Source organism: Marinobacter sp. (assembly GCF_052091845.1).
Taxonomy (GTDB): Bacteria; Pseudomonadota; Gammaproteobacteria; order Pseudomonadales; family Oleiphilaceae; genus Marinobacter.
Genome location: NZ_JBQDCO010000018.1, coordinates 1 through 12,692 on the forward strand (window position 1 = coordinate 1; position 12,692 = coordinate 12,692).

Below are 12,692 nucleotides of genomic sequence, written 5' to 3' on the forward strand. Positions count from 1 at the left end.
TGGTGCCCGGAGGCGGAATCGAACCACCGACACGAGGATTTTCAATCCTCTGCTCTACCGACTGAGCTATCCGGGCAAGTTGCTGTACTGCTGTGCAACGGGGCGCTATTAAACCGGTTTAGGGGTGGTGAGTCAAGGCCAGGCCGGAAAAATTACCGAATCTTTTCCGGCCTGCTCAAGGTTTGATCAAACCCGTGTTATTTTTCCGGTGGTACGTAGCCTTCTGCTTTGTCGAAAGGCTCGTTGTTGAAGTAGTGTTCCATCTGCGCCTGCAGGTATTTTCGGGTGTTGGGGTCCATCAGGCTCAGGTGTTTTTCGTTGATCAGCATGGTTTGCTCGTGTTGCCATTCTTCCCAGGCCTGTTTGGATATGTTCTCGAAAATGTCCTGGCCCTTTGCGCCGGGCATGGGCGGGAAGTCCAGGCCATCCAGTTCTTTCTGGTGTTTGCGGCAGAAAACGGTGCGGCTCATGATCGCTCCTGTTTTGATGAGGTCTGTGTGAATGGCCGGATGATACCAGATAGTGACGGTTAAGCGTGCGAAGGCTCCGGTATCAGAGCAGAGTGGCCTGCTCCGGGTTTGTAAGAAGGCTGCGAATAGGTGCCGGCAAGCCGAGTTCCAGTGCCTCGGGCGGAAATAGCCACTTGTGTTGATCACTGTCATTAATGGTGTTTTGCCCGGTTACACCCAGTCGTGCTGGCTGGATGTGCAGGTGATAGTGGGAGAATGTGTGGCGGAAACCGCTGATAAGCTTCGGCTCTCCGCAATCGAACCCAAGGCTGTGTTTACAGGCTTCTTGCAGTTCATCTGCGCCATAGGCCGGGTCTAGTTCCGGCAGGCTCCAGAGGCCGCCCCATATGCCACTGGGCGGGCGCCGTTCCAACAGGATACGACCTTCGTTGTCTTCCAGAATAACCATCCAGGTGGTTTTTTCAGGTTTCGCTTTTTTGGGCTTGGAGCCGGGGTAGAGGTTGGCCTCGTCATTTGCGTAAGCTGCGCAGCCCTGCTGTAACGGGCAATTATTACAGGCGGGCCGGCTGCGGGTGCAGACGGTTGCGCCCAGATCCATGATGCCTTGGGTGTAGTCGCGCACGCGCTCGTTCGGTGTGTGCGCTTCTGCATGTTGCCAGAGTTGCTTCAGCACTGAGGTATGCCCGGGCCAGCCGGGAACGGCGTGGTAGCGGGCCAGCACGCGTTTCACATTACCATCAAGAATGGCAGCGCGTTTATTGAATGTTTGAGCGATAATGGCCGCCGCTGTAGAGCGGCCAATGCCTATTAATGTTTCCAGCTCTTGCTGGGTGTTCGGGAACTCCCCGCCAAAATCCTCCATAACGGATTTGGCGGCTTTTTGCAGGTTGCGTGCGCGGGCGTAATAGCCAAGCCCGGACCAATGACTGAGTACATCGTCAACCGGTGCTTCGGCCAGCGAGCGCACATTGGGGAAGCGCTCCATGAAGGCCTGGTAGTAAGGGATAACAGTGGCAACCTGGGTTTGCTGAAGCATAATTTCAGAAACCCACACCCGATAGGCGGTCCGGTTGTGGTGCCACGGCAGATTGTGCCTGCCGTGTTGGTCGTACCAGGCTAAAAGGTTTTCAGCAAAGTGGCCTGCTGTCACTGGAACAGGCCTTTGAGAGCATCTTTAACCTTGTCACCACCGTCTTTGCCCAGTTTTTCTTCCAGTTTTTTGCGTACTTTCTCTTCGGCTTTGCTTTTCGCTTTATCGACTTCTTTTTTGGCCTTTTTCTTCGCTGCGTTTGATGCAATGGTTTTCAGTGTGTCGCGGAATCTGGAACCGTCGAAGGAGCACAAACCGGCTGCGTCTGCTGCGAAATCGCCACGGCATTCTACCGGTATCACAACATCTTCAACGTATTCGGTTACCCGGCACGCGTTATCGCGGTGAATGTTGCCGACAATGCGCAGGCCAAGTTCGTAGTCCACCAGTGTCTGTATCATGTCCACAGTGCCATTGCCTTCAAGCTTCATGCCGGCCATGGAGGCGGTAAGATCTGTGTTGTCGAGAATGTTGCCGTTGATATCGACAACGCCATGCATGTCGTCAAATGGGGTGGCGTCGCCCCAGTTATCCGTTGTCAGTTTGTCCTGGTTAACCAGCGCTATGCCCTGACAGGCCATGTGGGTCAGGTTCATTTTGCGGAACTCGCCTTTGGCAAGATTAAAGCGGATCTGGCCATCTGCGTTTTCAGTCAGCAATGATATGCGGTTGCCGGATGTGGTGGCGTTTACTTTAAGGTTGGCACCGCCGGCCAGCATGGTGACCTCTGCCAGATCGGCCAGCAATGGAAGGGTTTGTACGTTGGTAACGTCGGAGTTTACCGTCCACTTGGGTGTGTCTGTGCGGGCATCAATCTCTACGTTGGCGCCAAAGCTGCCTTCATACAGCTTGCCGCTGAACTCGTCTACTTTCACCAGGCCTTTGCTGGCGGTGGTGCTGGCTTTGATTTCGTTAATGGTGAGGTTGCTCACAATCAGCTCACCCAGGCCGAAGTCGATATCAAATAGCAAGCTGCGCAGAGTATCCAGCGGCAGAAGGTCGCTTTCGGGGCCGGAGCCTGAGGTTTGTGCGGGGGCATTGCTTTCGGCTTCTTCAGCGCTGGCATTTTCGCTTTCGACTTTGGGTGGCAGGTAACGGTCGGCGTTAAGTTTGTCGCCTTGAAGGTCGAACACAATGCCGCCGTTGCCCAGGTTGTAGCTGCCGGAGCCTTCGAATGTGGTGTCATCCAGTTTGATCACCAGGTCAGACAACGCTGGCTTGCCCGCAGGCCCTCCGATACTGGTAGAGAATGCAATGGCTTTGAGGACTGCTTCGTCGGAGGTCTCGATGGCAGGCTGCCCCATGTTTTCGAGCAGTTCCTTGAGGGAGAACTCGCTGATAGCCACCTTGCCTTGTAAGGCTGGCTTGTCGCCGAAGCCTTTAATATCAAGGTTGGTGTTCAGGGTCAGGTTTGCGAGACTGGCTGTGAAGTCGCTCAGGGTTGCTGTTTCATTTTCCAGGTTGGCTTTCGCAGAGCCGCCCAGCTTGGCGGTTACAGATTTTCCGTTGAATGGTTCACCGTTCATTTTGAATACGGCTTCCAGACCAGAAACCGCAAAATCGTTTAGCGCTTCGTTTGCTGCCAGACGAACGGCTATGTCGCCGTCTATCTCAAACTGTGGCTTGGCTGTCTCTACGCGAAAGCCAATTTCCAGTGGAAACTCAGAGCCGAGAGTAATGTTGCTGGCGTTTACGGTGAAATTCTCCAGGGTTACGGTTTGCCCGTCGCGCTGATCACTGTACTGCACTTGTGCGTTAATAATTTGTACATTTTCGATGTTGAAATTCAGCGCTTCGCCGCCCTGTTCATCTTCTGTCTCAGCTGCTGGTTCTGGCGTGCTGGCAACGTCCTGTTTGTCCTTCTTTGTGCCGCCGTCTTCGGGCTCCGGCATGATCCGGGTCCAGTTGCCTTCCCCCTGTTTGTTGATGCTCAGATGGGTGTCCAGGCCGTCCAGCACAAAGGTGTCCACCTGCGGTGACATGGAGATCAAAGACCAAAGATTAACCTGTGCGACCAATTGCTTCAGTGCAACCAGGCGTTCATCATCAAGGGTCGCTTCCACATCATTCAGCTCAAGCCCGAGAGGAATAAAAGACCAGCCGATATCGCCTTCCAGAATGAGGTCGAGGTTGGTATTTTCCTCAACAACCTTCTCGATTTGCGGCTTGTAGTCGTTCGGGTTTATAACGGCCATGGCAATAGCTATCGCGGCAGCGGCGAGAACAATAAGTGCAACGATGGCGATCAGCACATAACGTATGGCTTTCATGGTAAAGGCTTCCTTTCTTGTTTCGGGAGCGTTCAGGATTCATGCCGAACCCGGGGCGAATTAGTTAAAGGATAACGCAGGGTTAACAAATTAACAGGGCAAGAGTATGACAATGCCGTAGTGTTGGGCCAAAATGCCTGCACTGTTTTCTGACTGCATCGCAACGTTTAAACATAAAAAATAACATGTATAACCATAAGAAGGAGTCTGCTGTGGCTATTACCGTCTCTATTGATTTGAACCGAGAGCTTGAAATTCCTGCCAGCTACGATGAAGTGTTCGACCTGCTTGCCGATGTACCACGCTCTGTAAGCTATTTCCCAAAGGTCCATAAACTGAAAGATTTGGGCGACAATGTTTATCGCTGGGAAATGGAAAAAGTGGGCGTTGATAAGCATGCGATTCAATCTGTATATGCAAGTAAGTATTTTGCCGACAAAGATGCCGGTAAAATTACCTGGGAGCCAGTGAAAGGAGAAGGTAATGGGCTGGTTAGCGGGTACTGGACGGTGAAGGCAAACGGAGATAGGGCTACAGCCTTGAAATTCCATACCAGTGCCGAGTTAACGCTGCCTCTGCCCGGCATGTTGAAGCTGGCAATCAGTCCGGTTGTCAAGCACGAGTTCAATGGGCTGGTAGATACCTACATGAGCAATCTTAAGGCTGCCTTTTAAAGATTTATGATCAGACCAGCTTGCACGCTGATTAACGCGATTGTGGGACTCCTGCAAGCATAAAATGTATAATTCGTAAATTGAACTTTCCCGGCGTTGTGCCGCTTATATTGCTACGGAGTCCCCATGGCCGAACGTAAGGCTCGGGTAGAGCGAAATACCCTTGAAACCCAGATCACCGTTGACCTCAACCTCGACGGAGCCGGTAAATCCAGTTTTGATACCGGCGTGCCCTTTCTGGAGCACATGGTTGAGCAGATTGCCCGCCATGGACTTTTTGATCTGGATGTTGTTTCCAGAGGCGATCTGCACATTGATGATCACCACACCGTGGAAGACATCGGCATTACCCTGGGCCAGGCTTTCAGGCAGGCGGTGGGAGACAAAAAAGGCATCGTTCGCTATGGCCATGCGTATGTGCCTATGGATGAAGCCCTCTCGCGCGTGGCGATTGATCTGTCGGGCCGCCCTGGCCTGATAATGAATGTGCCCTTTACCCGCGCTGTTGTGGGTGGTTTTGATGTGGATTTGTTTGAAGAGTTTTTCCGTGGCTTTATCAATCATGCCATGGTGACTGTGCATATCGACAACCTGCGGGGCAAGAATACCCACCACCAGATCGAGACTGTGTTCAAGGCATTCGGTCGCGCGCTGCGCATGGCCGTTGAAATGGATGAGCGCATGGCGGGTATTACCCCATCCACCAAAGGCTCGCTGTAAATAACCTTTCGTAGCCGGCCTTCGTTGCTCTTTAGTCACCACAAGGACACTGCACTAACCATGAAAACCGTTGCCATCATCGACTACGGCATGGGTAATCTTCACTCTGCCCGCAAGGCGGTAGAGCACGTGGCTCCGGATACCAGAGTTCTGGTAACCGGCAACCCAGACCAGATTCGCGAGGCAGACCGGGTGATTCTCCCCGGTGTTGGCGCCATGCGTGACTGCATGGCTGAGATGCGGCGGTTGGGCGTGGACAAGCTGGTGCGGGAAGTGTCCCGTGATCGTCCGTTCCTTGGTGTTTGCGTGGGCATGCAGGCACTTATGTCTCGCAGTGAAGAAAATGGCGGTATCGACGCTATTAATCTGTTCTCTTCTCAAGTGCGCTTTTTTGGCAACAACCTGGTAGAGAACGGCGAGCGTTTAAAGGTGCCTCATATGGGCTGGAACCAAGTGTTTCAGGCAGGCTCGCACCCGCTTTGGCAAGGCATCCCAAACGGCGATCGCTTCTATTTTGTGCACAGCTATTACGCAGAAGCCCAGGGCAACGGGGATATCGTCGGGCGCACCCATTATGGGGTCGATCTTGCGGCCGCGGTGGCCCGCAACAATATTTTTGCTGTGCAGTTTCACCCGGAAAAAAGCGCCGGGGCAGGGCTGCAGCTCCTCAAGAACTTTACTGACTGGAATGGAACATGCTGATTATTCCCGCCATTGATTTGAAAGACGGCAGATGCGTGCGGTTGCGCCAGGGCCGAATGGAAGATTCCACCGTTTTTGGTGGCGATCCGGTTGATATGGCCACTCGTTGGGTAGATGCCGGGGCCCGCCGCTTACACCTTGTGGATTTGAACGGTGCCTTTGCGGGTGAGCCGGTAAACGGCGAAATTGTTCAGGCCATCGCCCGTAAGTACCCGGATTTGCCGATCCAGATTGGCGGTGGTATTCGTTCTGCCGAAACCATTGAGGCCTATTTAAAGGCGGGTGTGCAGTGGGTAATTATCGGCACCAAAGCCGTTAAAGAACCTGAGTTTGTTACCGAGATGTGCAAGCGCTTCCCGGGCCACATTATTGTTGGTCTGGATGCCAAAGATGGCCGCGTAGCCACAGATGGCTGGGCTGAAGTATCTGAAGTGATGGCCACCGACCTGGCCAAACGTTTTGCGAACGATGGCGTTGAAGCAATTGTGTACACCGACATTAACCGTGACGGCATGATGCAGGGCGTGAACGTAGAAGCTACTGCGGCATTGGCGGAAGAAGGTGGTATTCCGGTTATCGCTTCTGGTGGAGTGACCAACATGGATGACCTCAAGCGACTGGCACCCGTTGCACACAAGGGTGTTATCGGTGCGATTACGGGGCGGGCGATTTATGAAGGTACGCTGGACGTTGCAGAAGCTCAGGCATATTGCGACTCCCTTTGAGGCACCCTTTACAACGTTTTTTCGGCACACACTGAAAGGTTGAGGAAGTTACTGTATGGCACTGGCAAAACGAATTATTCCCTGCCTGGATGTAGACAAGGGGCGTGTTGTAAAAGGCGTTAACTTTGTAGATATCCGTGATGCAGGTGATCCCGTGGAAGTGGCCCGCCGTTATAACGAGCAGGGCGCTGATGAAGTTACATTCCTGGATATTACCGCAAGCAGCGAAAGCCGTGACACAACCTACGAAACCGTAGAGCGCATGGCGGCGGAGGTTTTTATTCCGTTAACCGTTGGCGGTGGTGTTCGCGCCGTGGACGATATCCGCAAATTGCTGAACGCGGGTGCTGATAAGGTTGCCATAAACACGGCGGCCATATTCAACCCGGAGCTTGTGCGCGAGGCTGCAGAGAGGTTCGGCAGCCAGTGTATTGTTGTTGCCATTGATGCCAAGCAGGTTAGCAGCGAGAGTGAGGCGCCGCGCTGGGAAATCTTTACCCATGGCGGGCGCAAGCCAACCGGGCTGGATGCCGTAGAGTGGGCCCGCAAGATGGTTGATATGGGGGCTGGGGAGTTGCTGCTTACAAGCATGGACAGAGACGGCACCAAAATCGGTTTTGATCTTGGGCTTACCCGCGCGGTTAGCGATGCGGTATCAGTGCCGGTGATTGCCTCAGGGGGTGTGGGTGAGCTGCAACACCTGGCAGATGGTGTAACCAAAGGTGGCGCTGATGCGGTTCTGGCGGCGTCTATTTTCCACTTTGGTGAACACACCATTCCCGAAGCCAAGGCTTTTATGAAAGCCCAGGGCATCGAAGTTCGGGATTAATGCTTTTTGGCGAAAGTAGGCCGGATGGCCTGCTTTTCGCCCTCTGCAAACATCTTTCGGTTATTGTTACGTATTGCCCAAAGCCCGCTTACAGTCGCTATGGCAATGCCTTGTTCATCCAGTTGCGGAAGATGCTTCTCGAGATAATCCACGGTTACTGTGTGGGGATGGCCGATACCAACCGCGCTGCCGTTTTCTTTCGCCCGCCGGATCAGCTCCTTGAATTGTTTGTCGACAAACGCTTCCGTTTGCTCATGATCCAGAAACACATCCCGTGAAAGGGTAGGAATCTGGTAAGCCTCAGCCACATTGCCTGCCACTGACGAAGCAATGGTTCTGCTGTCGACAAAATAAACCGGGTAGCGGTAGAGCTCTTTCATCACCCAGTCCATGGGTTTCAGTTGTTGCGTCAGCAGACTGCCCATGTGGTTGTTAACACCCTGCACATGGGGGATAGACTGCAGGGCGCGGCGCAAAGTAGTTGTTAAATGCTGCTGGTCCATGTCAGACGTCAACCCGCCTGGTCCCAGGCTGAAATTCCGTGTGTTAGCCATGGGCGCGTGCAGCATAATCTCTTTGCTGCGGTTGTGTGCCAGGCGGGCCAGAGTATCTGTGTGCCGGCGATAGGGCAGGAATGCCAGAGTCAGTGGCTGATCCAGGTTGGCCAGGCGCTCGCCTTCGTGCAGGTTGTGGCCCATGTCATCAATAATGATGGCAATGGTTGGCGGCACTTCGCGGTTGGCCGGTTCTGCGGCTACAGCACTGGCGGCCAGGCTGGCCAGGGCCGCCAGTGCCAGGGTTAGATTAAAGAGAACCTTCACTGCTCTGCATCAGCTCCCTTGTGATTAAGGATTTGCAGCCCTTTCAGCAAATTCAGTGCAGAGCGCAGTTGGTAGTCACGATCGGAAATCAAGCCAGACTGATTTTCAGGTTTTGTTTGCTTGTCGCCACTTTCGGTTTTTTCGTCCTGACCCACCAGATGACCGCTCAGGTCGGCTTCAGTGAAGAATGGCCGGCCATCCAGCTCCTTCAGCTCCGCGGGCTTTACTTCAATATCCGGTTTGATGCCGGTGGCCTGTATAGAGCGCCCATCGGGCGTGTAGTAGCGCGCTGTTGTCATTTTGATAGCGTGGGTTTCATCCAGTGGTATAACAGTCTGAACGCTGCCTTTGCCAAAGGATTGAGTGCCCATAACGACGGCCCGTTCATGATCCTGCAGCGCACCTGCAAGAATTTCCGAAGCGGAGGCAGAGCCGCCGTTGATCAGAACAACAATGGGGGTGCCGGCCATAACATCGCCATCTTTGGCGCTGAAGCGCAGGCGAGAACTTTGGATTCTGCCCTCTGTATAAACAATCAACCCCTCATCCAGCAGCGCATCTGCCGTTGCTACGGCAGCCTGTAGTACGCCGCCGGGGTTATTGCGCAGATCAATGACCAGCCCATCCAGATCGCCGCCGTGATCCTTCTTCAGTTTGTTGAGAGCTTTTGTAAACTGTCCGCCTGTTTCTGCCTGGAATTGAGTCAGGCGCACATAGCCATAACCGTCTTCAATCATGCGGCTCTTAACGCTGGTTACCTTGATAATATCCCGCTCAACATCAATTTCTACCGGGCCGGTTTCGCCTTCACGCATAATGGTCAGCGTCAGTATGGTGCCGGGCTTGCCGCGCATGAGTTGAACGCCTTCTTCAAGGCTCATGCCTTTTACCGGTTTCTCATCGAGTTTAATAATCAAGTCGCCGGACTGAACGCCGGCCTGCTGGGCGGGTGTGTCGTCAATGGGTGCGATTACCTTTATAAAACCATTCTCCATGCCCACTTCTATGCCCAGGCCACCGAACTCACCGGAGGTGCTTTCCTCCAGCTCTTCATAATCTTTTGGGGCCAGGTAGGTGGAGTGCGGATCAAGATCGGAAAGCATGCCTTTAATGGCGCTTTCCAGTAGCTCGCGATCATCTACTTCTTCAACGTAGGCGGCCTTGATACGGCTAAAAACCTCGGTGAATTTTCGCAAATCATCCAGGGGAAGTTGTTTTTCCGGGTCTGGCAGGGAAACCTCAACGCGTTCGCCATCCTGAATACCTTCCAGTAGTTGCGTATTGCCTGAAGGGTTATCTTCGGCGAAGGCCAGTCCGGGAAGGGTAGTGAAACAGGCTGCAAGAATGGCTGCGCGCAAAGGTGAGGCTTTGAGTGTACTTCGGACCCGATTCATTCACATATCCCGTGGTTATTCCGGTAGTTAAGCTGAGAATTAAGTTGAGAGCTGAGCAAAAAGTTAAGCGACATTCCCTGTTTTCGACAGTATGGCGTCAGCGGGCGCGTTTGTCAGCCCCGCCGCCTGTGTTCAGTTCGCCAGCCAGCGCCCGGGATTATCCGGTTTGCCGTTGTGGCGAATCTCGAAATAGAGCGCCGGCGCATCGGTTCCGCCAGTGCGACCTGCCTGTGCAATGGCTTCCCCGGCGGCAACCCAGTCGCCGGGGCTGGTGAATAGGCTACTGCTATGACCATAGAGTGTCATGTAGCCATCACCGTGATCAATAATTGTTATCAGGCCAAAGCCTCGAAGCCAGTTAGCAAACACAACCCTGCCATAATGAATCGCTTTCACGTTGGCCTCTTCGCCGGTCTGTATGATCAAACCATTTCGGCGCAACTTGCCATCTGCATATTTATCGCCAAACCGGCTGATCACCTTACCCTGCGCTGGCCATGGCAACTTGTTTTTCAGCGATGGAAAAGGCTCGGATTCGTTGGGGGATGGGATGTTGGCAATGGCTTGCTGAACCTCGGACAGCAACTTCTCCAGCCGCTTGCGATCAGATTCCAGTTCACTTTTCTCGCTGCGACGGGAGCGGATGTCCTGATTAAGCGCAGTGAGGGTCTTTTCGCGCTTTTTTCGGGATGCTTTTAAATCTTCCTGGCGTTTAACAATGCCTTCCTCGGCAGCGGCAAGCTCTGCCCGAGTGTCCTGAACGGCGGCTTGCGTCGCTTTGAGTTCCTCAAGATTTTTATGGAACGTTTCCAGGCGCCCGACAGCGTCACGACTGAGGTATTCGTAATAGGTCATCGTCCGGGCAATGTTGTCCGGATTGATTTCATTGAGCAATACTTTTACAGCGGGGGTGTCACCCTCCATCCAGGCGGTGCGAATCTGTTTTTTTAAACTCTCCCGCTGGCGATCCAGGGTTTGTGCCAGCTTCCTTTCCTCGTTTTGGAGGTCGCCAAGGCGCTGCTGCTGCTGCTTTACCTGTCCCCTCAGAGACCGGCGCTCGCGGGTAAGTCGGCTGATCGTGCGTTCAGCTTGGGCAAGCTCCCGCTCCAGCGCGGAACGGTCTTTATCGGCATCAGCCAGCCAGTCATCGATAGCCTCAATGCGGTCCTTGAGGGCTTCAATCTGGGCTGGCGTAACCTCTTTTCCGAACGTTACGGTCGCGGCACCCAGTGTAAAAGTGAGTGCCAGCGCCAGTGCAGCAGTGAATCGCAATGGTAAAGCCTGTTTCCGGGTCAACCGATGTTAACCAGGCTGTGCCCGGTCATTTCCTTTGGCTGCTTAAGCCCCATCAGCGCCAGCAGGGTAGGAGCCACATCGCTCAGGTTGCCGTTGTCCTGCAGGTTTACTTTTGCCGCGCGGTTGCCTGTGTAAATAAGGGGAACCGGTCCAACGGTGTGGGCTGTGTGAACCTGACCGGAACTGGGGTCTGTCATTTGCTCGCAGTTGCCGTGGTCGGCGGTGATCAATGCTTCACCGTCTACTTCGTTCAGGGCATCGACCACCCGCTGTACGCAGTGGTCAATGCACTCGGCGGCCTTAACAGCTGCGTCCAGTTTGCCAGTATGGCCAACCATGTCACCGTTGGCATAGTTGCATACCACCAGGTCATATTTACCACTTTTGATGGCTTCTACCAGTTTGTCTGTAACTTCCGGAGCGCTCATCTCTGGCTGCAAATCGTAGGTTGCCACGTTGGGGGAGGGCACCAGTATTCTGTCTTCGCCAGCAAAAGGTGCTTCCTGCCCGCCATTAAAAAAGAAGGTTACGTGGGCATATTTTTCGGTTTCGGAGATGCGGAGCTGGGTTTTGCCAAGGTCTGCCATATACTCGCCCAGGCCGTTAACCAGTTGCGCTGGAGGGTAGGCGCAGGATGTCTTGATGTCGGCCGCATACTCGGTAAGCATTACAAAATCGGCGAGTTTTGGCTGCTTTTGACGCTCGAAGCCATCAAAGTCTTCACCAACAAACGTGCGTGTCATTTCACGGGCGCGGTCGGCCCGGAAGTTCATGAACACAACCGCATCCCCATCGTTGATGGTGCCCGCAGTATCATCAGCGTTCTGAATGCGTGTCGGCTTTACAAATTCGTCGTTTTCACCACGTTCGTAAGCTTGTTCCAGGCCTGAAACAGGATCGGCTGCCGTGAACTCTGATTCGCCCAGTGTCATCAGGTTGTAGGCGGCTTCCACTCTATCCCATCGGTTATCCCTGTCCATGGCGAAGTAGCGGCCAACAATGGACGCCACGCGGCCTACACCAAGGCTTTTGAGTTTTGCGGCGGCCTTCTCAAGAGAAGGGCGGGCGCTGCGTGGTGGCATGTCCCTGCCATCAAGAAATGCGTGAATGTACACTTCCTTCGCTCCCCGTGAAGCGGCAAGCTCTGCAGCTGCAAGCACGTGGTCTTCATGGCAGTGAACACCACCGGGCGACAGTAACCCCATCAGATGAACGGCTCCGCCATTGCTTATAGCCTTGTCGATGGCGGAACAAAGGGCTTTGTTGTTGTTAAAGGTTCTGTCTTCCAGCTCTTTGTCTATGCGCGTAAGGCTCTGATAAACCACCCGGCCCGCGCCAAGATTCATATGACCAACTTCCGAGTTGCCCATTTGTCCCTGAGGCAAGCCCACAAACATGCCTGACGTGTTAATGAGTGTTTTGGGGTTGGATTCCCAGAGCTTATCCCAGAAGGGCGTGTTGGCGTTGCTGATGGCGTTATCTTCGGCGGGATCGCGATGGCCCCAGCCGTCCAGAATTATCAGTGCTGTCGGCTTGCGTAATGCTGTCATTATTCAGTCCGGAGGTAGAGTTGCAGTTAGTTTTCAAAAGTAGTTACGAAGCTTATCCATTTTTGCACCCTGAGGCCACAGTCGTTACCTGTGTGGCCGCCTTCTGTCCGGCGTGCAGGCTGTGTATAATCCGCCCAAACTTATTTTTAGG

The 12,692-nt window shown here is 53.7% G+C and carries 12 protein-coding genes and 1 tRNA gene; 5 read left to right on the forward strand and 8 right to left on the reverse strand.

Going from position 1 to position 12,692, the window contains the following annotated elements; translation table 11 throughout:
* The 4 genes from ACTHYN_RS07665 to ACTHYN_RS07680 form a co-directional block, all read right to left on the reverse strand.
* A tRNA-Phe gene (locus ACTHYN_RS07665) sits at positions 1 to 76 on the reverse strand.
* Between the two features lie 121 nt (positions 77 to 197).
* On the reverse strand, positions 198 to 470 hold the full coding sequence (locus tag ACTHYN_RS07670) for an oxidative damage protection protein (RefSeq protein WP_441811866.1): 273 nt from the start codon (positions 468 to 470) through the stop codon (positions 198 to 200).
* Between the two features lie 82 nt (positions 471 to 552).
* Complete coding sequence (mutY, locus tag ACTHYN_RS07675) at positions 553 to 1,620, reverse strand: A/G-specific adenine glycosylase (protein ID WP_441811867.1); 1,068 nt, start codon at positions 1,618 to 1,620, stop codon at positions 553 to 555.
* A complete protein-coding gene (locus ACTHYN_RS07680) occupies positions 1,617 to 3,830 on the reverse strand; it encodes an AsmA family protein (protein WP_441811868.1) in 2,214 nt (737 codons plus the stop codon). The genes mutY and ACTHYN_RS07680 overlap by 4 nt, the downstream gene beginning before the upstream one ends.
* A 212-nt stretch (positions 3,831 to 4,042) precedes the next feature.
* On the opposite strand from ACTHYN_RS07680, the gene ACTHYN_RS07685 reads away from it, so the two are divergent.
* The 5 genes from ACTHYN_RS07685 to hisF all read left to right on the forward strand — a co-directional run bounded on the left by ACTHYN_RS07685 (position 4,043) and on the right by hisF (position 7,480).
* Entirely contained in the window at positions 4,043 to 4,504 is a 462-nt protein-coding gene (locus tag ACTHYN_RS07685; protein ID WP_441811869.1) for an SRPBCC family protein, read from the forward strand.
* A 126-nt stretch (positions 4,505 to 4,630) separates the two neighbouring features.
* Positions 4,631 to 5,224, forward strand: a complete 594-nt coding sequence (gene hisB, locus ACTHYN_RS07690) for an imidazoleglycerol-phosphate dehydratase HisB (RefSeq protein ID WP_441811870.1) — start codon at positions 4,631 to 4,633, stop codon at positions 5,222 to 5,224.
* A gap of 60 nt (positions 5,225 to 5,284) precedes the next feature.
* Entirely contained in the window at positions 5,285 to 5,926 is a 642-nt protein-coding gene (gene hisH, locus ACTHYN_RS07695) for an imidazole glycerol phosphate synthase subunit HisH (protein ID WP_441811871.1), read from the forward strand.
* Complete coding sequence (hisA, locus tag ACTHYN_RS07700; RefSeq protein ID WP_441811872.1) at positions 5,920 to 6,651, forward strand: 1-(5-phosphoribosyl)-5-[(5-phosphoribosylamino)methylideneamino]imidazole-4-carboxamide isomerase; 732 nt, start codon at positions 5,920 to 5,922, stop codon at positions 6,649 to 6,651. The genes hisH and hisA overlap by 7 nt, the downstream gene beginning before the upstream one ends.
* A gap of 55 nt (positions 6,652 to 6,706) precedes the next feature.
* Entirely contained in the window at positions 6,707 to 7,480 is a 774-nt protein-coding gene (gene hisF / locus ACTHYN_RS07705; protein WP_441811873.1) for an imidazole glycerol phosphate synthase subunit HisF, read from the forward strand.
* Here hisF and ACTHYN_RS07710 read toward each other — a convergent pair.
* The 4 genes from ACTHYN_RS07710 to gpmI form a co-directional block, all read right to left on the reverse strand.
* Complete coding sequence (locus ACTHYN_RS07710) at positions 7,477 to 8,301, reverse strand: divergent polysaccharide deacetylase family protein (protein WP_441811874.1); 825 nt, start codon at positions 8,299 to 8,301, stop codon at positions 7,477 to 7,479. The genes hisF and ACTHYN_RS07710 overlap by 4 nt on opposite strands.
* Positions 8,298 to 9,695, reverse strand: coding sequence for a S41 family peptidase (locus tag ACTHYN_RS07715; RefSeq protein WP_441811875.1), 1,398 nt, complete (start codon positions 9,693 to 9,695; stop codon positions 8,298 to 8,300). Before ACTHYN_RS07715 ends, ACTHYN_RS07710 begins: the two co-directional genes overlap by 4 nt.
* A 132-nt stretch (positions 9,696 to 9,827) precedes the next feature.
* Positions 9,828 to 10,967, reverse strand: coding sequence for a murein hydrolase activator EnvC family protein (locus tag ACTHYN_RS07720; RefSeq protein WP_441811876.1), 1,140 nt, complete (start codon positions 10,965 to 10,967; stop codon positions 9,828 to 9,830).
* 20 nt (positions 10,968 to 10,987) lie between these two features.
* Positions 10,988 to 12,541: a 2,3-bisphosphoglycerate-independent phosphoglycerate mutase gene (gene gpmI, locus ACTHYN_RS07725; protein ID WP_441811877.1), complete on the reverse strand. Its 1,554-nt coding sequence runs from the start codon at positions 12,539 to 12,541 to the stop codon at positions 10,988 to 10,990.
* Positions 12,542 to 12,692: the final 151 nt, after the last annotated feature.